Origin of the sequence: Micromonospora sp. NPDC047620 (assembly GCF_043205005.1) — a bacterium.
Taxonomy (GTDB): Bacteria; Actinomycetota; Actinomycetes; order Mycobacteriales; family Micromonosporaceae; genus Micromonospora.
On record NZ_JBIDDG010000025.1, the window covers coordinates 1 to 22,812 of the forward strand.

Sequence of the window (22,812 nt, forward strand, 5' to 3'; positions counted from 1 at the left end):
CCGTCAACTCATCTACCGCGCCCGCACCCTCTACCGCTGGGACACACGCCCCACCACCCGCAGGCTCAGGTAACACCTATCGCCGGTCGCTCTAATCCGCGATCGTGGCACGCGCGGCCGGGCCACCTTGTTGCGGTTCGTGTCATCGGTAAAGGTTTGCGCAGCCCACGGTGGGTAAGAGGCATTTCCGTGCCGCGTGGCTGCCCTGGTCCCGGGCCTGCGGCACCGGGACCAGGGCGCGTCGCTTTCTCAGCGGCCGACGTACTCGCGCAGGTGGCGGGCGGTCAGGGTGTCGCCGTGGGCGACCAGATCGGCCGGGGTGCCGGTGAACACGATCCGGCCGCCGTCGTGCCCCGCCCCGGGCCCGAGGTCGATCAGCCAGTCGGCGTGTGCCATGACCGCCTGGTGGTGCTCGATGACGATGACCGTGTTGCCGGCGTCGACGAGCCGGTCCAGCAGCGCGAGCAACTGGTCCACGTCGGCGAGGTGCAGGCCGGTGGTCGGCTCGTCCAGCACGTAGGTGCTCGCGCTGTCGGCCATGTGGATGGCCAGCTTGAGCCGCTGCCGCTCGCCGCCGGAGAGGGTGTTGAGCGGCTGCCCCAGGGTGAGGTAGCTGAGCCCGACGTCGACCAGCCGGTCGAGGATCACCCGGGCCGGGCCGCTGGGGAAGAAGTCCCGGGCCTCCGTGGCCGACATGGCGAGCACCTCGCTGATGTTCTTCCCGCGCAGCCGGTAGGTGAGCACCTCGTCGGTGAAGCGCCGACCTTCGCACTGCTCGCAGACGGAGGCGACGCCGGCCATCATCGCCAGGTCGGTGTAGACCAGGCCGATGCCCTTGCAGGTGGGGCAGGCGCCCTCGGAGTTGGCGCTGAACAGGGCCGCCTTGACCCCGTTGGCCTTGGCGAAGGCCGTCCGGACCGGGTCCAGCAGGCCCGTGTAGGTGGCCGGGTTGCTGCGCCGGGAACCCCGGATCGCGGTCTGGTCGACGACCACCACGCCGTCGCGGCGGTGCAGCGAGCCGTGGATCAGCGAGCTCTTGCCGGAGCCGGCCACGCCGGTGACCACCGTCAGCACCCCGAGCGGGATGTCGACGCTGACGTCCCGCAGGTTGTGCAGGTCGGCGCCGCGGATCGACAGGTGGCCGGCCGGCCGGCGTACGTGCTCGCGGAGGCGGACCCGGTGGTCGAGGTGGCGGCCGGTGAGGGTGTCGGAGCGGCGCAGGCCCGGCACGTCCCCGGTGTAGCAGACCCGGCCGCCGGCGGCGCCCGCTCCCGGCCCGAGGTCGACCACGTGGTCGGCGATCGCGATGGTCTCCGGCTTGTGCTCGACGACCAGCACCGTGTTGCCCTTGTCGCGCAGGCGCAGCAGGAGGTCGTTCATCCGGGCGATGTCGTGTGGGTGTAGGCCCACGGTCGGCTCGTCGAAGACGTACGTGACGTCGGAGAGGCTGGAGCCGAGGTGCCGGACCATCTTCACCCGCTGCGCCTCGCCGCCGGAGAGGGTGGCGGATTCGCGGTCGAGGCTGAGGTAGCCGAGGCCGATCTCCACCAGCGAGTCGAGCAGCTCACGCAGGTTGCCGACCAGCGGGGCGACCGACGGGTCGTCGATGGCGCGGACGAACCCGGCCAGGTCGCTGATCTGCATGGCCGAGCACTCGGCGATGTTGCGCCCGGCGATCCGGGAGGAGAGCGCCGCCTCGTTGAGCCGGGCGCCCCGGCAGGCGGCGCAGGTGGTGAAGGTGACCGCCCGGTCGACAAACGCGCGGATGTGCGGCTGCATCGACTCGCGGTCCTTGGCCAGGTAGAGCCGGCGGACCTTGACCGCCAGGCCCTCGTACGTCCAGTTGTTGCTGCCCACCTTGATCTTGGTGGCCGGCTTGTGGAGGAAGTCCTCCCACTGCTGGGGCGTGTAGTCCTGGAGCTTGACGTCGGGTTCGAACAGGCCGGAGTTGACGATGGTCTGCCAGTACCAGGAGTCGACGGCGAAGTTGGGCACAGTGACCGCGCCGTCGTTGAGGGAGCGCTCGACGTCGACCATCTCGTTGACGTCGAGGTCGGAGACCCGGCCGAGGCCCTCGCAGGTCGGGCACATCCCCTCGGCCAGGTTGAAGCTGAACGCCCCGGCGCCGCCGACGTGCGGGGTGCCGAGCCGACTGAACACGATCCGCAGCATCGCGTACGCGTCGGTGGCGGTGCCGACCGTGGAGCGGGAGTTGGCGCCCATCCGCTCCTGGTCGACCACGATGGCCGGGGTCAGGTTGCGCAGCGAGTCGACGTCGGGCCGGCTCAGGCTCGGCATGAACGACTGGAGGAAGGCACTGTAGGTCTCGTTGATCAGGCGTTGCGACTCGGCGGCGATGGTCCCGAAGACCAGGGACGACTTCCCCGACCCGGAGACGCCGGTGAAGACGACCAGCCGGCGTTTGGGGATGTCGACGGAGACGGCCGCGAGGTTGTTCTCCCGCGCTCCGCGTACCTCGATCATGTCGTGGCTGTCGGCGGCGGACCGTGCTGGCTGCTGCATGCGAACCCTTCGCGAGATCGTGGGCGGGGCTCCGCCCGGGCCGTGTCTTCGGGGACGGCTTCCTTCGATCGTCTCATTAACGTGCTTGTGGAGGGTTTTGCCGCGTTGGCCTGCGCCCCACGCCCAGAGAGACACGGGAAGTCTCAAATAACGCGTAAGCGGGGGTGGTGATGGCGCCCGGGCGGTGCGGTCCACGTGGGACGCGCCGCGTCAACCCGGCGCCGATGGATAACGGACGGACCGTAACTGGGACCCTTAGTGGAGACTCGCCGCGAGGTCTGCTGCGATGCACGCACTTGCTGCGATCCGTGGTTGACCTTCGATGTGTCGAGATTTACGGTGATGGCCGAAATTGCAGAAGGGATGCCTATGCCTCTCCAGCAGCGTCGCCGCCTGGCGTCGGTCGCCATCATGGCGACCCTCGTCGCCGCCACCGCCGTGTCGGGTACCCCGGCCGTGGCCGCCACGCCCACCGAGACCCTGGTCGGCGTGCCGCACCACAACCTGGCCATCTACGGTGCGACCTTCGGCTCCACGTCCGCGGGCGACTACGCGTACGCCGTGGCGCGCGGGACCACCGGGGCGCTCAACGTCATCGACACCCGCACCGCGACCGTGGTCCGGACCCTGCCGCTGCCCGGCGCCGGCGGTTCGTGGGGCGGCACGGTCACCCCGGACGGCACCGCGTACATCGGCGCCGACAGCAAGTTGTTCCGCTACCGGCCCGGTGCGGACCACGTGGAGGACCTCGGCTCGCCGGTGCCGGGGGAGACCACGACGTGGCGCCTGGCCAACGACGGGGAGCGGGTCTTCGTCGGCACCTTCCCCACCGGCAAGGTCTACTCGTTCCACCACCGCACCGGCGCGGTCCGGGACTACGGGCAGATCTGGCCGGACGAGCAGTACGCGCGCAGCATCGGCGTCGCCAACGGCAAGATCTACGTTGGTCTGGGCACGGTGGCCCGGCTCGTCGAGGTCGACATCGAGTCCGGCGAACGGCGGGAGATCCCGCTGCCCGAGCAGTACCGCAGCGAGCAGTTCGTCTACGACCTCGACGTGCACCAGCACACGCTCTTCGCCCGGCTCGCCAACAGCAACCGGGTGCTCGTCCACGACCTGCAGGCCGGCCAGTGGATCGCCGAACTCGGCACCGCGTCGGGCCTGAACTTCTCCCCGCCGGACGCGAAGAAGAACGTCTACTTCGGCTCGTCGGCCGGCCGCCTGATGGCCTACAACCTGGACACCCGGACGCTCACCCCGACCGACTTCACCGGATACGGCACCGCCCGGGGATTCGGCTGGGCGCACCTGGACGACCCGGCGTGGCCCGGCAGGACGCTCGTCACGATCAACCTGAGCGGCAACCTGTTCTACTACAACCCGCAGACCGGCGCCAAGAAGGTCGTCTCCGCCGGGGTCAAGGGGCTGCCCGCCCAGTTGCAGACGGTGGAGGCCGGCCCGGACGGGAAGATCTGGTCCAGCGCCTACCCGAGCGGCGGCATCACCTCCTACGACCCGGCGACCGGCACCTTCAGCGAGAACGCCGGGGCGCTCGGGCAGGCCGAGGGCCTGCACTCCTACCAGGGCAAGATCTACGCCGGCGTGTACCCGGGCGCGAACCTGCTCGAACTCGACCCGACCAGGCCCGTCGTGCGCGGCACCAACCCCCGGCAGTTCGCGACGCTCCGCACCGAACACCAGGACCGGCCGTTCGCCATCACCGGGGTCGGCAACCGGATCGCCTTCGGCACCATCCCCGAGTACGGCCAGCTCGGCGGGGCGCTGACGCTCGTCGACCCGGCCACCGGGGCGAAGGAGGTGCACCGTAACGTCGTACCGGAGCAGAGCGTCACCGCCCTGGCCACCGTCGGCAACCTGATCCTGGGTGGCACCGGCATCTGGGGTGGGCTCGGCATCGCGCCGACCCAGACGGAGGCGAAGCTCTTCCTCTGGGACCCGGCCACGCAGACGAAGGTCTGGGAGGGCACCGCCATTCCGGGCGCCAAGGCGATCACCCGGCTGATCGTGGCACCGGACGGCCGGATCTGGGGGTCCACGGTCGGCACGCTCTTCGAGTTCGACCCGGTGAGCCGGACCGTGGTCCGGACCGTCGAGGTCGAGCCCTTCGACTGGAACGTCTCCCACGTCTGGCGCAGCGACCACCTGGCGGTCGCGCCGGACGGCGCGGTGTGCGGCAACTTCCGGACCACGGTCGCCTGCGTGGACCCCGAGACGCTCTCGGTCCAGAAGCTGGCCACCGGCATCAGCGACGTGTGGACGATGGACGCGTCGGGCGTCATGTACTACGCCCGGGGCGGGGAACTGTACCGGCTCACGCGCTGAGCCCGGCGGCCCGGTGTGCGGGGCCCCTTCCTGCCGAGTGTTGGACAGGAAGGGGCCCCTTCCGTACACCCCCGGCGGCGTCGATCGCCGGGGCGGGCACAAACACTCCGGCCAGTGGGTGGGCGGTACGGTGGCCCGGTGACCGCGCGGAAGGGCAGTGGCCGGCTGCGGGCCGTGGATCTCGCCGCGACCGCCGGGATCTCCGTCCAGCAGGTCCGCAACTACGTCGACCTGGGCGTGCTGCCACCGGTCGAACGCACTCCCGCCGGCTACCGCATCTTCACCGCCGACCACCTCCGGGCGCTGGCCGTGGCCCGCCGGATGGCCGAGGGACACGGCTGGGCGCGTACCCGGGAGATCATGGCCGCCGTGCACCGGGGCGACCTAACGGCGGCGCTGGCGGCGCTCGACGGGGGCCACGCCGAGCTGGACCGCGAGCGGGCGGACATCCGGCGGGTGCTCGGCGCGTTCGAGACCGTGGTGACCAGCCCGCCGGCGACCCTGCCAGCGCCGCGGCGCGGGGTGCGCATCGGCGCGGTCGCCGACCTGGTCGGGGTCCGCACCTCCCAGCTACGGCTGTGGGAGCAACGCGGCCTGGTCCGGCCGGTCCGCGAGCGCGGCACCGGCTACCGGGTGTACGACCAGGCCGAACTGCGTGCCGCGCAGGTCGTCGCGCTGCTGCGCCGGGGCGCGTACCCGTTCGACATCATCGCGGCCGTGCTCGACGAGATGCGCACGACCGGCAGCGCCCAACGGGTCCACGCGGAGCTGGCCCGGCGGGAGCAGGAGCTGCACCGGCGCAGCCTGCGGCGGCTGCGCGCCTCGGCGGCGCTGTACGACTACCTGCGGCACCGCGACCCGACTCTGCCGGCGTGACTCAGCGCAGCACCAGCAGGTCGAGGTGGTCGACGACCGGGCCGCTCGCCTCGCGGGCGGCGGCCCGCAGTCGCGCCAGGCCGCCGGCGAACTCCTCGTCGCTGATCAACTGGAATGGGGTGTGGGCCCGGCGGTCGAGGCGCTCGGCGAGTTCCGCCAACGACGCGGCGGTGGTCTGCGCGACCGGCTCGACGCTGCTCACGGTGAACCCGGCCGTCGCGAACGCCGAGCGCATCCGCGCGAGGTCCGGGTAGCGCCGCAGTACCCGGACCGCCTCGGGAAACCAGTGGAACAGGGCGATCCGCTGGTGCCGGCCGGGGAACGGCGAGCGGATCAGCACGGGCGCGCCCGGCCGGAGCACCCGGCGCAGTTCGCGGGCCGCCGCGTCCAGGTCGGCGACGTGATGGATCATCGTGGACAGCCATGCCGCGTCCACCGTGGACCTGCGGTCAGCCGGACGCGCGCTCCGCGACCCGCCCGTCCCGTGCGCCGCCGGGCGCCGTCGAGGCGAAGAAGGCGTCCGCGGCGCGCAGGGCGGTCGCGTCGCCGAGCACGTCGCCGGGGCGGTCGGCGTGGCCGAGCAGCGCACCGCCCCATCGCATGCCGAGGTAGTCGGCGCTCATCCACAGGCTGTTCACCATCGGGTCCGCCTTGGCCGGGTCCTCGTCGCTGAGGGCGCTGATCGCCCACATCGTGCGGCCGCGCATGCGGGGCCGGAAATCGACGCCGGGTAGCCGCAGCCAGGTCGACCAGTGGTCGAGGTAGAGCTTGGTGGGGGCGCTGACGCTGTACCAGTAGACCGGTGAGGCGATCACCAGGTCGGTCGCGGCAAGGGTCTCCGTCAGCAGCAGCGCCTCGTTGCCGGACGGCGGGGGAGGGAACTGGCCGTGTCGGATGTCGTGGAACGGCGCCAGCGGATGGTCGGCCAGGCGGAGCCAGCGCTGCTCGACACCGGCCGGCAGCGCGGCTGCCGCACGTCGGGCCAGGAGCTCGGTGTTGCCACCGGGGCGTGAACTACCCAGGAGGAAGAGGAAGCGCCTGACCACACCGTCGATGTCCATCGGGTCGAATGTACCCACCCGGCGGCCGTGCCGGGACCGGCGGATCGCGGACGTCGTCGCCCTGCCGTCGCACGACCCACCGGCCGGGTACCCGGTTCAGAAGGCCACCGCCGCCAGCACCAGCAGGGTGCATGCCGTCTCGATCAGCCCCACCCGCTTCGGCGTGAGCCGGCGCCCGGGCAGCACGACGGCCCGGGCCAGCAGCGCCGCGAAGACCAGGGCGACCGGCATCGGCGCCCAGAGCGCCGCGGCGAGCGCGGCGACGGCGTGGTACGCCCAGGACGCCCACCGGTAGCGACCGCTGTCCCGCTCCCGGATCATCGTCTTGACGTACAGGATCGTGCCGAGGAGGTAGCCGAGCGCCACCACCGTCGCGCCGGCCACCCGGGCCGGCGGCACCCCGGCGATCGTGGCGACGACGAACCCGAGCAGCCCGCACTGCGCCACGAAGGCGAGGTCGTTGACGAGCGCCCGGTCCCGGCGCTGGCGCGCGTAGCCGGCGTTGACGGCGGCCAGGACGCCGTAGAGCGGCGCGTACGCGAGGACCGCCGGCCGGGCCGCCAGCACCGGCGCGGCGCAGAGGACGGTGGCGACGCCGTACGCGGCCAGCTGCGGGCGTACCCGCCGGAACCGGCCGGTCTTGACCGCCTGCAACCCGAAGTACGACAGCGGGTAGGCGGCGAGCACCGCCCCGAGCAGAGGCAGGTGCAGCGGGTGCGGGCCGGTGACGGTCACCGCCGCCAGGAACGGCAGCAGCAGCATCGCCCAGGCGCCGTGCTGCGGCGGCAGCCAGCCGGGTGACCGGCCCCCGGCCCGCGCGCGGCCGGTGGTGGTCGCCGTGGGCGGCCCGGCCGGGCGGCGACGGCGGGCGGGGACGGCGGTCACGGGCGTGGCGTCACGGTGAGCAGGACGGCGGCGTCCGTCACGGCGTGCAGCGCGTGCCGCCGCGGCGGGACGACCACCAGGTCGCCGGCGTGGCCCTCCCAGGACTCGTCGCCGGCCACCAGGCGTACCTGCCCCCGGAGCACCTGCAGCGTCGCCTCGCCCGGGCTGTCGTGCTCGTCGAGCGAGCGGCCGCCCCGCAGCGCGAGCAGGGTCTGTCGCAGCCGGCGGTCCTGGCCGCGGTGCAGGTTGTGGGCGCTGCGTCCGCTGTCGGCCTCCCCGGCGGCGGCGAGCTGTTCGTCGGCGAGGCGGGTCAGCGAGTGGCCTTCCATCATGCGTCCTTCCGGGTGGGCGCGCCGGTGCGCGGGGCGGGGCAGTCCGTGCGGCGGCGACCGTCGCGCAAACCGGAAGATCGTCTACCGCTTTCCGTTGCCAGCTTCCGTGCCGGGCCCGCCCGGCGACAGGGCCGATGGTCCCGGAATCCGGGCCGCCCGGGTCGCCCGCGCCAGCGGACCCCTTGGTTCTCCGCCGCCACGCCGGCCGCCGGAGGATCGGGAAGCCGGCCCGCGCCCCGATCGTGCCGACTAGGGTGCGGGGCATGAAGGTTCGGCTGCTGGCGGCCACGGCGACCGCCGTCGTCCTCGCCGCCGGCGCGCCCGCCCCGGTGGCGGCCGCCCCGACCGCTCGTACCGCCGCCGCGACGGGCGTGTCCGGCGCGATGCCGCCGGCCCCGTGCCCGAAAGCGCCCGCGCCGGCGGTGTCCCGGCCGCCACGCCCGTCGCCGCCGCCGGCCGTGCCCGAGGAGCGGGCCGTGGGCGGGCCGGCGCTGGCCACCGCCGGCCTGGTCGCCCCCGCGGGGGTGCCACGACCGCCGGCGGTCACCGCGACCTCGTGGCTGGTCGCCGACCTGGACACCGGCCAGGTGCTGGGCGGCTGCGGCCCGCACGAGTACGGCACCCCCGCCAGCGTGCAGAAGCTGCTGCTGGCCGCCACCATGCTGCCCCGGCTCGACCCGAAGCAGGTCGTCACCGTCACCGACGGCGACATGGACATCGAGCCGGGCTCCTCCGCCGTCGGGCTCGTCGCCGGCGGGCGCTACCGGATCGAGACCGTCTGGCTCGGGCTGCTGCTGCAGTCCGGCAACGAGGCGGCCAACCTGCTGGCCCGCCTCGGTGGCGGCCCGGACGGGATGGCCGGCGGCGTACGGGCGATGAACGAGGAGGCGCACCGGCTCGGCGCCCTGCAGACCCACGCGGTCACCCCGTCCGGCCTCGACGGGAAGGGCCAGTTCACCAGCGCGTACGACCTGGCGCTCATCGCCCGGGCCTGCTTCGCCGACCCCACCTTCCGCCGGTACGCGCTGACCGAGACCCACCGCGTTCCCGCCCAGCCGGCGCAGCGGACCAAGGGCTTCGAGATCCAGAACGAGAACCAGCTCATCTACCGCTACCCCGGGGCGCTCGGCGGCAAGACCGGCTTCACCGACCTGGCCCGGCACACCTACGTCGGGGCGGCCCACCGGGGCGGCCGCCGGCTGGTCGTCACGCTGCTCGGCGCCGAACCGCGGCCCGCGCGGGGCTGGGAGCAGGGCGCCGCGCTGCTCGACTGGGGCTTCTCGCTGCCCCGCGACTCCGCCGTCGGCCGGCTCGTCGAGCCGGGGGAACTGGCCGCCTCGGCGGCCGCCACGCCGCCCGCGCTCGCCGCCACCGGCGAACCTCGTCCGGCCGCGGCCAGCGGCCCGCTGGAGGACGGGCTGCTCGGACGGTGGCCCGCGGCCGCGCTCGCGGTAGCCGTGCTCGGGCTGGCGGCGGTGGCGCTGCACTGGCGGCGCCGAGCGGGGCGGCGCCGGACCCCCTGACCACGGGTGCTCGTGGCCACCCACCTGCCGCAGGTCGCCGCGGGTGCCGAGCGGATCGACAACCGACGACGGGATCCATAGACTCCGGTCTTTCTGGTGCCACACGTCCAGGGAGGACCCACGTGCCGAGCGAATCCCGACCGCACCCCGTCCCGCCGTCGATCGCGGCACCCCGCCGACCGGCCCGCGCGTTGACCCGCCTCGCCGGGGTGGCCCTGGTGGCGGGCGCGCTGGTGACCGGTGGCGGCGCCGCCGCGGTCGCCGCGCCCGCCGGGTCCCCGGCCGGCTCCACCGCCGGCCCCCGGGTCACGCCGGGACCGTGCGCCTACACCGAGACACCGGAGGAGCCGGCCGCCCGGCCGGTTCCGCTGCCGCCCGACCCGAGGCGCACGCCCGGCCGGGGCACGGTGCGGGTGACGCTGCGGACCAACCAGGGGCCCATCGGGCTGACGCTCGACCGCGAGGCCGCGCCGTGCACCGTGCAGAGCTTCCTGCACCTGGTGCGACACCGCTTCTACGACCGCACCTCCTGCCACCGGCTCACCGCGTACCCGACGCTGAAGGTGCTCCAGTGCGGTGACCCGTCCGGCACCGGCTCGGGCGGCCCGGGCTACCGGTACCTCGACGAACTGCCCACCGACCTGCCGCCGGCACCGACCGACCCGACCGGCGTGCGCCGGCTCTACGCCCGGGGCACCCTCGCCATGGCCAATGCCGGCCCGGACACCAACGGCAGCCAGTTCTTCCTGGTCCAGTCCGACTCGGCGCTGCGCCCCAACTACACCGTCTTCGGATCGATCGACGCCGCCGGCCTGGCCACGCTCGACCGGATCGCCGCCGGCGGCATCGCCCCCACGGCCGAGGACCCGGCGCCGGTCGACGGCGCGCCCGCCCTGCCGGTCGACATCCACCGGGCCGTCCGGCACCACCACCACTGACCGTCTCCACCGCCCCGCCCGGCAGTCCCTCGGCCGGGCGGGGCGGGGCTGGCGGCTCCCGCACGTACACCTGTCGCCGGACCCGGGGGCCGACGGGCCCGCACCCTGATCGAAATGCGTAGCGCGCAGACCCCCGGCTTCAGCCGTGGGGATAGCGCGTCGATTCTAGACGGATAGTAGATAGTGCCGAGTTGTATGCTGTCCGGGTGTCCGTCACGCTGCGGTCGAACAGCGACGTCGTCTTCCAGTGTGCCTTCCATGTGGTGTGGTGTCCGAAGTATCGGCGCAGGGTGCTCGACGGCCGGGTTGAGGAGCGGCTGAAGCAGCTGATCCGGGAGGTAGTTGAGGAGCGGGGGGCGTGGCTGGCGGCCTTGGAGGTCATGCCGGACCGTGTCCATCTGCTGGTGGAGGTGGACCCGCAGTATGGGGTCCACAGGCTCGTCAAGGCGATCAAGGGACGCACCTCGCGGGTGTTGCGGGAGGAGTTCCCGTCGCTGCGTTCCCGGTTGCCGACGTTGTGGACGAACTCGTATTTCGTGGCGACCACGGGCGGTGCCCCGCTGGCGGCCATGGAGCGGTACGTCGAGCAGCAGAAGGGCCGTTGAATGTTGACCGGCCGCCGTTACCTGCTCGCGTTTACCGACGAGCAGGTCGCCTATGCCGAGCAGGTGGGGGCGGCTTGCCGGGCGGTGTGGAACACCGCGTTGGAGCAGCGCCGTGAGTATCGTCGGCGTGGCGGGTTCATCGGCTATGTCGAGCAGGCCCGGCAGTTGGCCGATGCGAAGAAGGACCCGCACTGCGCGTGGCTGGCCGACGCTCCGTCGCACACGTTGCAGCAGACGTTGCGGGACCTGGACCGGGCCTGCAAGACGCATGGCACGTGGAAGGTGCGGTGGCGGTCGAAGTCGCGCACGGCACCGTCGTTTCGGTTTCCTGACCCCCACCAGATCGCGGTGCATCGGCTGAGTCGGCGGTGGGGTGAGGTGCGGCTGCCGAAGGTCGGTGCGGTGCGGTTCCGTTGGACGCGGCCGGTCGGCGGCGCGATCCGTAGTGCCACGGTCAGCCGGTGCGGTGGGCGCTGGCTCATCTCGTTCTGTGTCGAGGACGGCGTGAGCGAGGCGGTGCCGAACGGTAAGCCGCCGGTCGGGGTCGATCGAGGTGTGGCCGTGGCGGTCGCGACCTCCGACGGCGAACTGTGCGACCAGGAGTTCGTCACGCCCGGCGAGGCGGTGAGGCTCAAGCGGTTGCAGCAGCAGTTGTCGCGGTCGCTGCGTGTGAACGCGGCCAAGAACATTCTCGCCGCCGGGCTGGCGGTGACAGGGCGTGGAGACCTCGCCGTCGGGCGGTCCGTGAAGCGCCAACCACCAGAACGGCTCGCGGCGTGAATACGCCTCAGCCACGGCAATCCCCCGGCTTCAGCCGTGGGAGGAGGTCAAAGACAGGGGGCGTGGACAGGCCGGGCCGGGCCGGTCGGCGGCCCCGGGGCGCGGCCCGGGCCGTCGCCGTGGCCGTGGTGGTCGCGGCGCTGGCGCCGGCCTGCACCCGGCCCGGGCCGGCGCCGGCACCGTCGGCGACCGCGACCGCGACCGCGACCGCGACCGCGACCGCGACCGCGACCGCGACGCCGCGCCTGCCGGGCTTCGTCGTCCTCACCGACGTCGACCCGAGGATCCGCACCGACATCCGGTACGCCACCGCGCACAACTTCGTTGGTCGGCCGGTCGCCGGGTACGCCGAACCGCTCTGCCTGCTGACCCGGCAGGCCGCCGAGGCGTTGCGCCGGGTGCAGGACGCCGCGCTCGCCCGGGGCCGCAGCCTGAAGGTGTACGACTGCTACCGTCCCCGGCGCGCCGCCGACGACTTCGTCGCCTGGGCGAAACAGCCCGGCGAGCAGCAGATGAAGGCCGAGTTCTATCCTCGGGTGGCGAAGTCGAAGCTGTTCGACGAGGGGTACATCGGCGCCCCCACGGCGCACAGCCGGGGCAGCACGGTCGACCTGACCCTGGTCGACGTGCCGACCCCAACCCAGGCCCCGTACGCTCCGGGCCAGCCGCTGGTCTCCTGCACCGCCCCCCGCGGGCAGCGGTTCGGCGACAGCAGCGTCGACATGGGCACCGGTTTCGACTGCTTCGACCCGCTCGCGCACACCGACTCGCCTGGGATCACCGGCACCGCGCGGGACAACCGGCGGCTGCTGCGGCAGTTGATGACCGACGGCGGCTTCGTCAACTACGACCGCGAGTGGTGGCACTACCGCTACCGCGACGAGCCCTGGCCGGACACGTACTTCGACGTGCCGGTGGCCCGCACCTCGGTGCCGAGCGGATAGCCGGCGCGGCGGCCCACGGACGCGGCGGCCCACCGGCGCGGTGGGCGATCGGCGTGGCGGGGCACGGGCCGGTCTCCGCGGGCGACCGGCGAGGTGCGCGGCGGGACGCGGTGCGGCACGGGGCGGCCCCGTCCGGCATGATCGCCTCGGGAGGGCGCCGCCGCCCGGGCACACGAACACTCCGACGGCGGCGCGTCGTCGGGCGAGGGGAGCAGGAAGTGACCACCGAACGCATCGGCCCACCGCTCACCGGGGGCGAGCGCGAGACGCTCCGCGCCTTCCTCGACTACCACCGGGCGACCCTCGCCATGAAGTGCGACGGGCTGTCCGACGAGGACCTGCGCCGGCAGTCGATGCCCCCGTCCACGCTGTCACTGCTCGGCCTCGTCCGGCACATGGCGGAGGTGGAGCGCAACTGGTTCCGGCGGACCATCGACGGCGAGGACGTCCCGCTGGTCTGGTCGGACTCCGGCGACTTCCAGGTGGCGTACGACGCCAGCGGCGCCACCCGGGCGGAGGCGTTCGACGCCTGGCAGCGGGAGGTCGCACACTCCCGCCGGATCGAGCGGGAGGCGGAGTCGCTCGACGTGACCGGCCACAACGCCAGGTGGGGCGAGGACGTGTCGCTGCGGCTGGTGATGCTGCACCTGATCCACGAGTACGCGCGGCACAACGGCCACGCCGACTTCCTGCGCGAGGGCATCGACGGCACGGTGGGCGCCTGATCGGCATCGACGGCACCTGAGGGGCACCGACGGGCAGCGGGGAGCCTGGGCGCGGCGGTCAGCCGTCGGCGCGCAGCGGCAGCCAGGCCAGTACGTCCTGGATCTTCGCGTCCCAGTACGCCCAGTCGTGCGCGCCGGGGGAGAAGTCCACGGTGAGCGGGACGCCCCGCTCACGGGCTGCCGCGACGAAGGTCTGGTTGTCCTCGTACAGGAAGTCCTCCGTGCCGCAGGCGACGTAGAGCGCGGGCAGGTCGTTGGCTGCCTTGTCGAGCAGGGCGAGGATGTCGTCGTCGCTGCCGGTGACGGCGCGCTCGCCGAAGACGGTGTGCCAGACCTGGGCGTCGATCGGGTGGACCGGATCGTGCCGGCGGCCCGCCACGTCCAGCGCGCCGGACAGGCTCGCCGCCGCCGCGAACCAGCCCGGGTCGCGCAGCGCCCACTTCAGCGCCCCGTAGCCGCCCATCGAGAGCCCGGCGACGAAGGTGTCCTCCCGGCGCGCCGAGAGCCGGAAGAACTGGTGGCACAGCCCCGGCAACTCCTCGCTGAGGAAGGTCCAGTACCGGTTGCCGTGCTCCTCGTCGCTGTAGAAGCTGCGCCCGACCTGGGGCATCACCACCGCCAGGCCGAGCGGCGCGACGTACCGCTCGATGGATGTGCGGCGCAGCCAGATCGTGTCGTCGTCGGACAGGCCGTGCAGCAGGTAGAGCACGGGCGGGTCCCCGTCCGGGGCGCTGCCGGCCATGCCGATCTGCGAGGAGGTTCGCTGCGGCAGGAGCACCGTCATCGAGGTGCTGAGACCGAGCACCTCGGAGTAGAAGTCAGCACGCATCAGGGCCACGGTCGTCGACCGTAGCCCATCCGCACATCCGGTGGAGGACCCCGGGCAGGCGGCAGCCGGGCCGCTCAGCCGGGGGTCGCCCGGGTCGCGGCCCGCAGCCGGTCGTCGAGCGCGTCGAGGTCGGGGACAAACCACACGTGGTCGGCCTGGTTCGACTCCTGGACGAGGGCGCGCAGGGCAGCGCTGGCCGCGAGGTGTCGGGAGATGTCGCCGACGACGACCAGGCGCACGCGGTAGTTGACGAACTTCTGCATGACCTCGCCGGCGAAGCGGGTGCCGAGGGAGAAGAAGGACGCGTCCAGCCGACTCGCGGGCACGGCCACCACCTCGGCGCCGAGGAAGGCCGCGCCGATCAGGTCCAGCGCGTCCTGCGCCGTGGCCACCAGCGGGCCGTCCGGGTCGCACACCAGCACCGGCACGCCGGCCCGCTCCCGTACCACGTCAGGCATTCCCGGCCTCCCGGGTGAGCAGGCCGTTGTCGCCGTCGAGCACCGCGTCGAGCAGGCGCAGCACCTCGGCGGTGGCGGCGGCGCCGCCGAGTATCACGATCTTCATGCGGTGTCGCTCCTCGTCGTGGACGGTCTGGACGCGCAACGGGTGGCCGGGGTCGTGGCCGGTGTTCGCCCCGGCCAGGACGAGCGTGCCGAGTCGGTCGGCCGCGGCCCGGTCGACGCCGTCGATCTGCACGATGCTCGACACCTCCACCGCCGGGCCTGTGGCGGGACGGGACGGCTCCGGCCGCCCGGTCAGGGCGTCGAGGTCGGCGCGGGCGATCCGGTACTGCTTGCCGATCCGCACCGCCCTCAGCCGGCCGGCGCGGATGTAGCCGCGCACGGTGCGCACGTGCAGGCCGAGCCGCTCGGCCACCTGCTCGACCGAGTACATTTCCTCATTCATCACTCCCTAATCTAGTGCAGATAGGGAGCGATAGGGAAGTGTTGAATGCGCCCTCTCTGCGACGCGCGCCTCATTGGCCGCTGCCCCCAGGCGCCCGCACGCGAATATTCATTGCGGCCACCGTCCGGCGCGCCTACCGTCATCGGCGCAAGGTCAACCGAACGACCCAGGGGAGTACGCCGTGTCGCAGCGCACCCGCACCGACGCCGTGTGGCCGACCCCGCACAGCGGTGCCTCGCAGTCCACCGGGGAGCGTGCCCTAGGCCAGTGCCGTCCCGAGCAGGGCCGGCAGCCGGGGTGGCGGCGCGACTAGCGCCAGCGCGTACGCGCAGCCGCCCACCCCACCGGGGACCGGGCGGCTTTTTCGTCCACCCGGAACCTCGCACGGGCCGTTGGAGCAACGGGAAGCTCGCCCGGTTCTCAGCCGGGAGGTCACGGGTTCGAACCCCGTACGGCCTACGCGGCGACGCCCGAGCGGTGTCGCAGGCACGCGGTTGTGGCGCAGCAAGGTCAGCGCGTCACCGTGCCACGGTGAAGACCGCCGGTTCGAATCCGGCCAACCGCTCCACCCGCCGGGCCCCGCGCCCGCCGGGCCGGCCGCGCGCTGGGCGCGGAGGGGGTCGTGCACGCCCCTCCCGCCGGGTTCGATTCCCGGGCGGTCGTCGATCCTTCCGGTCGCGCCGAGACCGGCGCCGACCAGCCGACAACACGAGGAGACGACGATGAGTTTCACCCCGCTCGCGGGCACCCGCGCGCCGGTCCGGGTCTGGACCGACCCGTACGGCATCGAGCCGCAGGCCGCCCAGCAGCTGCGCAACATCGGCGCGCTCCCGTGGGTGGAGGGCGTCGCGGTCATGCCCGACGTGCACTTCGGCAAGGGCGCCACGGTCGGCTCCGTCATCGCGATGCGGCAGGCCGTCTCGCCGGCGGCGGTCGGCGTCGACATCGGCTGCGGCATGTCCGCGGTCCGCACCTCGCTGACCGCCGCCGACCTCCCGGACGACCTGGCCGGCCTGCGGTCGGCGATCGAGGCCACCATCCCGGTCGGGTTCGCCCAGCGGGAGAAGCCGGTCGACCCGCGCCGGATCCGGGGCCTGGAGCAGTCGGGCTGGGACGACTTCTGGCGCCGGTTCGCCGACCTCGACCGGCGGGTGGCGCAGCTGGAGACGCGGGCCCAGCGGCAGCTGGGCACGCTCGGCGGCGGCAACCACTTCATCGAGGTGTGCCTGGAGCAGGGCGGCGCCGACGAGGGCCGGGTGTGGCTGATGCTGCACTCCGGCTCCCGCAACATCGGCAAGGAGTTGGCGGAGCGGCACATCGCCGTCGCCCGGCGGCTGCCGCACAACGCCGACCTGCCCGACCGGGACCTGGCGGTGTTCCTCGCCGGTACGCCGGAGATGGACGCCTACCGCCGGGACCTGTGGTGGGCGCAGGAGTACGCGCGGCGCAACCGGGCGGTCATGCTCGCCCTGCTCTGCGGCGTGGTGCGGGAGCAGTTCCCGCAGGTGCGCTACGACGAGCCGACCTCGTGCCACCACAACTACGTGGCGGAGGAGAGCTACGACGGCGTCGACGTGCTGGTGACCCGCAAGGGGGCGATCCGGGCCGGTCGGGGGGACCTGGGCATCATCCCCGGGTCGATGGGCACGGGGTCGTACATCGTGCGGGGCAAGGGGAACCCGGACGCGTACTGCTCCGCGTCGCACGGGGCCGGGCGGCGGATGTCGCGGGCGCAGGCGAAGCGGACGTACAGCACCGCCGACCTCGCCGCGCAGACCGCCGGCGTGGAGTGCCGCAAGGACGCGGGGGCGGTCGACGAGATCCCCGGCGCGTACAAGGACATCACCCAGGTGATGTCGCAGCAGGAGGACCTGGTCGAGGTGGTGGCGCACCTCAAGCAGGTCGTCTGCGTGAAGGGATGACCGCCGACCGGCGCCCAGGAGGGGTGGGCGCCGGTCGCCCGCCCCGGTGGCTCAGCGGAGAGAGCGCCGGTCTACGAAACCGGAGGAGCCCAGGTTCGAATCCTGGTCGGGGCACGGTCCGGACCCGCGACGCGGGACGGAACCCCTTGCGAGCTGGTGCAATCGGCAGCACACCCGTCTCTGGAACGGGCGATGGAGGTTCGAGTCCTCCGCTCGCAGCGAGGCCGGGGGCCGCGTCGACGCGGTCCGTACATCGGCGAGGGCCGGCGTCCGGGATGGACGTCGGTGCCGCCCCGCCCGGCGCTCCCGCGACCGGAACCGTAGAGTCTCGCCGTGAGCGAGATCGGCACGGAGGTCGACCTGTTCCACCCCGCCGAGCGGGTGTGGTGCGCCTTGACGGATCGTGAGTTGCTCGCCCGGTGGTTCGCCGAGGTCGAGACGATGGCGGGCACGCAGAACCGGCTGCTGCTGCACACGGCGGGGCTGCCCGGCTTCGGCGCCGCCGTCGACGCGGAAATCACCGAACGGCAGGAACCGGAGCTGATCGCGCTGCGGTGCCTCGAGGGCGGCCGGCGCAGCCGACTGACCTGTGCCGTCACCGCCACCGCCGAGGGCTGCCGGCTGTCGGTCCGCGAGGTTCTGGAGCACGGCGTCTGGGCCGACGAGCAGCGCGAGCGCCGCGAGGAGTGCTACCGGCAGGCCCTTACCAATCGGCTGCCCGCGATCCTCGACTGGCTGGCCTTCCAGCAGGTGGACCTGCGCCGTGGCGAGGCCGGGATGACGGCCGAGATACCGGTCACGGAGGCGTTCGACGACGAGCCGGTGCCGGCCGGCCGCCGTAGCCGGCCGCTGCTGGTCGCCGGGCTGGCCGGTGCCGCGCTGGCCGTCGGGGTGGCGGTGTGGGCGGTGCTGCCGGCCGAGCCGGACCGCGCCGCCGGACCGGCGTCCGCGCCGGTGCCCACCGCCACGACCCCGAGCGGCTCGCCCCGGTCGACCCCCACCGCCCGCCCCACCCGGACCGCCACCCCGGACGCCACCCGCCCGAGCCGTACCCCCACGGCAAGGCCCTCGCGTACGCCCACCTCCGCCGCGCCGTCGGGGCCCGCCGTGACCGCCCGCTACGAGACGGTGTCGACCCGGCTCTTCGGCTACACCGGCGAGGTGGTGGTCGACAACCCGGGCGGCGTGGCCGCGAAGGACTGGACGGTGGTCGTGACGCTGGCCGGGGGCGGCCGGGTCTCCGACGCCAGCGGCGCCGACTGGCGGCAGGACGGGCAGTCCGTCACCTTCACCGGGCCACCCGTGAAGGCCGGACAGTCGCGGACGTTCACGTTCGAGGTTCGCGACAGCGACCCGAGGGCGAGGGCGCCCGAGGGCTGCGCGGTGGGCGGCAGCCCCTGCGCCGGCCTGTGACGGCCGCGACCCTGCCCCGGCCCGTGCTGCCGCCGGCCGAAGCGCCCGGCGCGCGCGGCGACCACGTCGACGGCCCGGATGTGATCATGGCCATGATGGACGCTGTCCGCGGCGGCGAGGCCGGATTCCACCTGCTCGTACCGGTCGCCGATCACGGCCACCGTGCTCATGCCGGAGCCCGTCCGTTTTGACAGGCTCCCCTCCCGGCGATTTGGATGATCTTGGGGGAGGCGCGGTACCAGGAACGCCTCCCCGCTCGGAGGAGGTGTGCATGAGGGGTGTGGGAAGGGCCGTCACCATCATGGTGGCGGCCGCGATGCTGGCAGCCTGTGGCGACGGTGACGACGGCGGGGCGCGCGGCGGAGATCCGGGCGGCTCGTCGCCGAGCGCCGGGGCGTCTCCGCAGCCCGTGGTGAAGGCGCCGGAGGGGTTCGACACCGCCAAGGGCTGGCAGGAGACCGTCGGCTGGTTGCCGGAGGAAGCAAAGAACCTGACGGTGGGAGCCGCGGCGAAGGCGGGCGTGGTCGCCTTCCTCCAGAAGGAGGGTGAGGGCTACGTCGTCGAGGCTCGCGACGCCGTCACCGGCGCGCCCCGCTGGAGCAGCCAGCAGTGGCAGCCGCCGGCCCTTCCCGAGGACGTGAAGCCCGATCCGTCGTACCTGCCTCAACTCCTCGTCGCGAACGAGGAGGGCCGTGAGTACGTCGTCGTCTGGGCGTACACCCCTCGGTTCACGGACGAGGACACGGTCTCCCTCGTCGCCTACCCGGCCGACTCCTCCGGAACGGAGGTCGCGGCCGCCCACACCCGTACCGTGCCGATGGATGCCTACGGCCCGGCGAAGGTCGTCGACGGCGGGAACGGGCTCCTGGTCAGCTGGGAGGAGAAAGGCATCGACCACGCCGCGGCGATCGACCTGTCGAAGGACCGCGTCAAGACGTACGACGAGAGCGTGCGACTGCCCTACTGCGAGCAGACGGGCTGCATCAGCGGTTCGGTGGCAGGGCTCTCCCCGGACGGCCCGGTCGTCACGCTCAGTCCGGCCGGTTTCGGCGTCCCCGGCGTCTGGCAGGCCAGCGACGCCGTGCCGCCGGGCGCCGATCTGAAGTTCGTCAGCAAGTACGAGAACGGCCGGGTGTTCGCTGTCGTCGGCGAGCACGTCTTCTCCCTCTGGAACGCCGAGAAGGGCCTGACGAAGCAGGGCGGCATCCCGGTGGCAGCCGTGCACGACCTGAAGTCCGGAAAGCTGCGGACGTCCGTGGTATGCGACCCGGGGGGCGGCTTGGACGGAGCCTCCCACCAGCCCGTGCTGTCGCCGAACGGCCGCTACGCGGTTGCGGGGACCATCGCCGTGGACTTCGAGAAGGGCAAGAGCTACTGCTTCGGCGGAGACGGCGAGCAGGAGAGCGTCCGCCTGGTGTCCGTCGACGACGACGGCACCGCCTACGGCTACGGGCAGGGGGGAGACGCGGACGTGCCCGTCACCGTCGCGGTCGGCACCGGGAAGATCGAGGAGCTTCCCCAGGACACCCAGATCCCGTTCCTGTCGCTGCCGGGAATCGGAGGATTCTCGCTGCCCGCCGCGACCAACGGTGAGCGGCAGTTCGTCTTCCTCCCGCGTCGCTGACCCGTCGTTGTCCGGACACATCGGTGGGCGCGGCCGCAGGCCGGTCGCGCCCACCGCCGTCGGGGCCGGTCACGGGCGACCGGGGCGGTGTCTTCCGACTTCTCTCCGCCACTCCTACAGTGGGTGGCCATCCATCACTCGAGCCCCTGAAGGTGACATGAGCATCCGCGTGTACCGCAACGCCGCCATCCGCACCGGGGACGCCGGCAACCCGTCGGCCCGGGCCATGGCCGTGGCCGGCGAGCGACTGCTGGCCGTCGGCACGGAGGCGGAGGTGCGCGCCGCCGCGGGACCGGGCGCGGAGTTGGTCGACCTGGCGGGCGCCGCCGTGCTCCCCGGTCTCTACGACGCCCACATCCACACCGCGCAGTACGCCCACAGCCTGGACGCGGTGGACCTGCGCGACGTGCGTTCCCTGGACGACGCGCTGGCCATGGTGGCCGCGCACGCGGCGCGGCTGCGACCGGGCGCCTGGCTGTTCGGCGGCCGGTGGAACAGCAACACCTGGGAACCGCCGAGGCAGCCGGACAGGTACGCCCTGGACTCGGTCTGTCCGGAGCTGCCGGTCGTGCTGCCGAGCGTGGACGGCCACACGGTGTGGGCCAACTCGGCGGCCCTGCGCCTGGCCGGCATCGGCGCCGACACCCCCGACCCGGTGGGTGGTGAGATCGTCAGGGACGAGCGCGGGGAACCCACCGGCATCCTGCGCGAGGCGGCCTGTCGCCCGCTGGAGGACCTCATTGTCTCCCGCGACCTGCGCGAGCAGCTCCGCGTCGTGCAGGACGAACTGCTCGCCCTCGGTCTGACCAGCGTGCACGACATCGACGGCGAGGACTGCCGGGCGGCCTACCTGGAGTTGCGGGAGGCCGGCGAGCTGAAGCTGCGCGTACACAAGGCCATTCCGTTGGTCCACCTGGAGGAGGCGATCGCCGAGGGCCGCCGCACCGGGCAGGGCGACGACTGGTTCCGCACCGGGCCTGTGAAGATCTTCAGCGACGGGGCGCTGGGCTCGCACACCTGTCACATGAGCGAGCCCTTCGCCGGCGAGCATTCCAACGTCGGCATCGCCGTCACGCCGTACGAGGACCTGGTCAAGCTCTTCGCCAGGGCGGCGGAGAACGGCATCGCCGTGGCCACGCACGCCATCGGCGACCAGGCCAACCACCTCGTCATCGACGCCTACGAGGCCGTCGGCCGCACGCCGGGGCTGCGGCACCGCATCGAGCACGCCCAGCACCTGCGGGCCGGCGACCTGGCCCGGATGGCCCGGCTGGGCGTCGCCGCCTCGATGCAGCCCGTGCACTGCACCAGCGACATCGACCTCGTCGACACCCTGCTGGCCGGGCACGACCTGGCCTCCTACGCCTGGCGCGGGATGCTCGACGCCGGCGTCGGCCTGGCCTTCGGCTCGGACGCCCCGGTCGAGCACCCCAACCCCTTCGCCGCCCTGTACGCCGCGGTGACCCGTAGCCGTCCCGACGGGACGCCCGTGGGCGGCTGGCAGCCCGAGCAGCGGCTCACCATGGCCGAGGCGCTCGCCGCCCACACCCTCGGGGCGGCCCACGCCGCGGGCGAGGAGGACCGCAAGGGCGTCCTCGCGCCCGGCATGCTGGCCGACTTCATCGCGGTGGACACCGACCCCTGGCTGGAGTCTCCGGACGCGGTGCTGCGCACCCGGGTCATGACCACCGTCGTGGGCGGCGAGATCCGCTGGCAGCGCGGGTGAGCGCCGCGACGGCGTGACGGTGGCCAGCGGCGCGTCGGCCACGGCTCGGGGCGCCGACACCGGGACCCGGTGACGTGGCCGGCACCGGGAAGGACGTGACCGGCGGGGGGCCACCCGCGCCGACGCGCCGGCCGCTTCGTCCGGTACGCGCGGATCACCGTCGCCGAGGTGCGGATTGCCGCCGCACCCTGAACCCCCTTCGGAAGGGACCACCGATGACCGGCCGTACGCCGAAGGTCTCCTGCGTCTTCGTCTGCCACGACGGCGCGGGCCGGCTGCTGCTGGCCCGGCGCGCGGCCGGTGCCCGGGACGAGCCGGGGGCCTGGGACACCGGCGCCGGGGCGCTGGAGTTCGGCGAGAGCTTCGAGGCGGCGGTCGTCCGCGAGGTCACCGAGGAGTACGCGGCCACGCCACGGTCGGTCTCCCTGCTCGGCGTGCGCAACGTGCTGCGCGACGACCCGCCCTCGCACTGGGTGGCGGTGCTCTTCGCGGTCCGGGTGGACCCGGCGGAGGTGGCCATCGGCGAGCCGCACAAGTTCGACCGGATCGGCTGGTTCACCCGCGGCGCCCTGCCCGCGCCGCTGCACTCGCAACTGCCGGCCACCCTGGCGATGCTTCCCGACCCGCTGCCCTGACCACGCGACCGTCCGATCGTCGCCGTCGGCGCGCACCCGTGGGTCGCTCGCCGTCGTCCCCGGGGCGGCGGACGGGCGTGCCCCTCGACCTGGCCTGGCGGTGTACGGGCGGGGGCGCCGGTATGACGATTCCGTTATGCCGCATATCGGCGGTCCTCGTTCTAACATCCACGTACATCGATGACCGGCGGTGGCACGCCGCCGGACAACCGCAGGGAGTGC

21 protein-coding genes, 4 tRNA genes and 1 pseudogene are annotated in these 22,812 nt (G+C 73.3%); 18 read left to right on the top strand and 8 right to left on the bottom strand.

Features of this window, described 5'->3' with window-relative positions:
* Nucleotides 1-249 precede the first annotated feature (249 nt).
* Nucleotides 250-2,523 (bottom strand): ATP-binding cassette domain-containing protein, encoded by a 2,274-nt coding sequence (locus ACGF5C_RS25815; protein WP_393305593.1) that lies wholly within the window; start codon nt 2,521-2,523, stop codon nt 250-252.
* Between the two features lie 369 nt (nt 2,524-2,892).
* Here ACGF5C_RS25815 and ACGF5C_RS25820 point away from each other — a divergent pair, with 369 nt between their 5' ends.
* Both ACGF5C_RS25820 and ACGF5C_RS25825 read left to right on the top strand, forming a co-directional pair.
* Nucleotides 2,893-4,866 (top strand): hypothetical protein, encoded by a 1,974-nt coding sequence (locus ACGF5C_RS25820; protein ID WP_393305595.1) that lies wholly within the window; start codon nt 2,893-2,895, stop codon nt 4,864-4,866.
* Between the two features lie 138 nt (nt 4,867-5,004).
* Nucleotides 5,005-5,742, top strand: a complete 738-nt coding sequence (locus ACGF5C_RS25825; RefSeq protein ID WP_393305597.1) for a MerR family transcriptional regulator — start codon at nt 5,005-5,007, stop codon at nt 5,740-5,742.
* A 1-nt stretch (nt 5,743) separates the two neighbouring features.
* On the opposite strand, the pseudogene ACGF5C_RS25830 reads toward ACGF5C_RS25825, so the two are convergent.
* From ACGF5C_RS25830 to ACGF5C_RS25845, 4 genes and pseudogenes are all read right to left on the bottom strand, one after another.
* Nucleotides 5,744-6,184, bottom strand: a pseudogene (locus tag ACGF5C_RS25830) (class I SAM-dependent methyltransferase); the annotation flags it as partial.
* A 7-nt stretch (nt 6,185-6,191) separates the two neighbouring features.
* The gene (locus ACGF5C_RS25835; RefSeq protein WP_393305599.1) at nt 6,192-6,803 is read right to left on the bottom strand and encodes a flavodoxin family protein; all 612 of its coding nucleotides are present in this window, start codon (nt 6,801-6,803) and stop codon (nt 6,192-6,194) included.
* Between the two features lie 96 nt (nt 6,804-6,899).
* Complete coding sequence (locus ACGF5C_RS25840; protein ID WP_393305601.1) at nt 6,900-7,688, bottom strand: YwiC-like family protein; 789 nt, start codon at nt 7,686-7,688, stop codon at nt 6,900-6,902.
* Nucleotides 7,685-8,017: a cupin domain-containing protein gene (locus ACGF5C_RS25845; RefSeq protein ID WP_393305602.1), complete on the bottom strand. Its 333-nt coding sequence runs from the start codon at nt 8,015-8,017 to the stop codon at nt 7,685-7,687. Before ACGF5C_RS25845 ends, ACGF5C_RS25840 begins: the two co-directional genes overlap by 4 nt.
* Before the next feature lie 266 nt (nt 8,018-8,283).
* Here ACGF5C_RS25845 and ACGF5C_RS25850 point away from each other — a divergent pair, with 266 nt between their 5' ends.
* The 6 genes from ACGF5C_RS25850 (at nt 8,284) to ACGF5C_RS25875 (ending at nt 13,535) form a co-directional block, all read left to right on the top strand.
* Nucleotides 8,284-9,543, top strand: a complete 1,260-nt coding sequence (locus tag ACGF5C_RS25850; protein ID WP_393305604.1) for a D-alanyl-D-alanine carboxypeptidase family protein — start codon at nt 8,284-8,286, stop codon at nt 9,541-9,543.
* 122 nt (nt 9,544-9,665) lie between these two features.
* Entirely contained in the window at nt 9,666-10,481 is an 816-nt protein-coding gene (locus ACGF5C_RS25855) for a peptidylprolyl isomerase (RefSeq protein ID WP_393305606.1), read from the top strand.
* A 206-nt stretch (nt 10,482-10,687) separates the two neighbouring features.
* Nucleotides 10,688-11,086: an IS200/IS605 family transposase gene (gene tnpA, locus ACGF5C_RS25860; protein WP_393305608.1), complete on the top strand. Its 399-nt coding sequence runs from the start codon at nt 10,688-10,690 to the stop codon at nt 11,084-11,086.
* Complete coding sequence (locus ACGF5C_RS25865; protein WP_393305609.1) at nt 11,087-11,866, top strand: RNA-guided endonuclease InsQ/TnpB family protein; 780 nt, start codon at nt 11,087-11,089, stop codon at nt 11,864-11,866. It abuts the gene before it with no gap.
* A gap of 62 nt (nt 11,867-11,928) precedes the next feature.
* Nucleotides 11,929-12,810, top strand: coding sequence for a M15 family metallopeptidase (locus ACGF5C_RS25870; protein WP_393305610.1), 882 nt, complete (start codon nt 11,929-11,931; stop codon nt 12,808-12,810).
* A gap of 218 nt (nt 12,811-13,028) precedes the next feature.
* A complete protein-coding gene (locus ACGF5C_RS25875; protein WP_393305612.1) occupies nt 13,029-13,535 on the top strand; it encodes a DinB family protein in 507 nt (168 codons plus the stop codon).
* 58 nt (nt 13,536-13,593) lie between these two features.
* On the opposite strand, the gene ACGF5C_RS25880 is transcribed toward ACGF5C_RS25875, so the two are convergent.
* From ACGF5C_RS25880 to ACGF5C_RS25890, 3 genes are all read right to left on the bottom strand, one after another.
* The gene (locus ACGF5C_RS25880) at nt 13,594-14,373 is read right to left on the bottom strand and encodes an alpha/beta hydrolase (RefSeq protein WP_393305614.1); all 780 of its coding nucleotides are present in this window, start codon (nt 14,371-14,373) and stop codon (nt 13,594-13,596) included.
* A 65-nt stretch (nt 14,374-14,438) separates the two neighbouring features.
* Nucleotides 14,439-14,822, bottom strand: a complete 384-nt coding sequence (locus ACGF5C_RS25885; RefSeq protein WP_393305616.1) for a DUF4180 domain-containing protein — start codon at nt 14,820-14,822, stop codon at nt 14,439-14,441.
* The gene (locus tag ACGF5C_RS25890) at nt 14,815-15,270 is read right to left on the bottom strand and encodes a helix-turn-helix domain-containing protein (protein ID WP_393305617.1); all 456 of its coding nucleotides are present in this window, start codon (nt 15,268-15,270) and stop codon (nt 14,815-14,817) included. Before ACGF5C_RS25890 ends, ACGF5C_RS25885 begins: the two co-directional genes overlap by 8 nt.
* A gap of 386 nt (nt 15,271-15,656) precedes the next feature.
* Here ACGF5C_RS25890 and ACGF5C_RS25895 point away from each other — a divergent pair.
* From ACGF5C_RS25895 to ACGF5C_RS25940, 10 genes are all read left to right on the top strand, one after another.
* Nucleotides 15,657-15,729: transfer RNA gene (locus ACGF5C_RS25895), tRNA-Glu, on the top strand.
* A gap of 31 nt (nt 15,730-15,760) precedes the next feature.
* A tRNA-Gly gene (locus ACGF5C_RS25900) sits at nt 15,761-15,838 on the top strand.
* A gap of 154 nt (nt 15,839-15,992) precedes the next feature.
* Nucleotides 15,993-17,192 (top strand): RtcB family protein, encoded by a 1,200-nt coding sequence (locus tag ACGF5C_RS25905; RefSeq protein ID WP_393305619.1) that lies wholly within the window; start codon nt 15,993-15,995, stop codon nt 17,190-17,192.
* A gap of 40 nt (nt 17,193-17,232) precedes the next feature.
* Nucleotides 17,233-17,306: transfer RNA gene (locus ACGF5C_RS25910), tRNA-Arg, on the top strand.
* Nucleotides 17,307-17,339: 33 nt separating this feature from the next.
* Nucleotides 17,340-17,411, top strand: a tRNA-Gln gene (locus tag ACGF5C_RS25915).
* A gap of 114 nt (nt 17,412-17,525) precedes the next feature.
* Complete coding sequence (locus tag ACGF5C_RS25920) at nt 17,526-18,605, top strand: SRPBCC family protein (RefSeq protein WP_393305621.1); 1,080 nt, start codon at nt 17,526-17,528, stop codon at nt 18,603-18,605.
* A 23-nt stretch (nt 18,606-18,628) separates the two neighbouring features.
* The gene (locus tag ACGF5C_RS25925) at nt 18,629-18,796 is read left to right on the top strand and encodes a hypothetical protein (RefSeq protein ID WP_393305623.1); all 168 of its coding nucleotides are present in this window, start codon (nt 18,629-18,631) and stop codon (nt 18,794-18,796) included.
* 80 nt (nt 18,797-18,876) lie between these two features.
* Complete coding sequence (locus ACGF5C_RS25930) at nt 18,877-20,229, top strand: hypothetical protein (protein ID WP_393305625.1); 1,353 nt, start codon at nt 18,877-18,879, stop codon at nt 20,227-20,229.
* Between the two features lie 157 nt (nt 20,230-20,386).
* Entirely contained in the window at nt 20,387-21,955 is a 1,569-nt protein-coding gene (locus ACGF5C_RS25935; RefSeq protein ID WP_393305627.1) for an amidohydrolase, read from the top strand.
* A gap of 215 nt (nt 21,956-22,170) precedes the next feature.
* Nucleotides 22,171-22,590, top strand: a complete 420-nt coding sequence (locus ACGF5C_RS25940) for an NUDIX domain-containing protein (protein WP_393305628.1) — start codon at nt 22,171-22,173, stop codon at nt 22,588-22,590.
* The last annotated feature ends 222 nt before the right edge of the window (nt 22,591-22,812 follow it).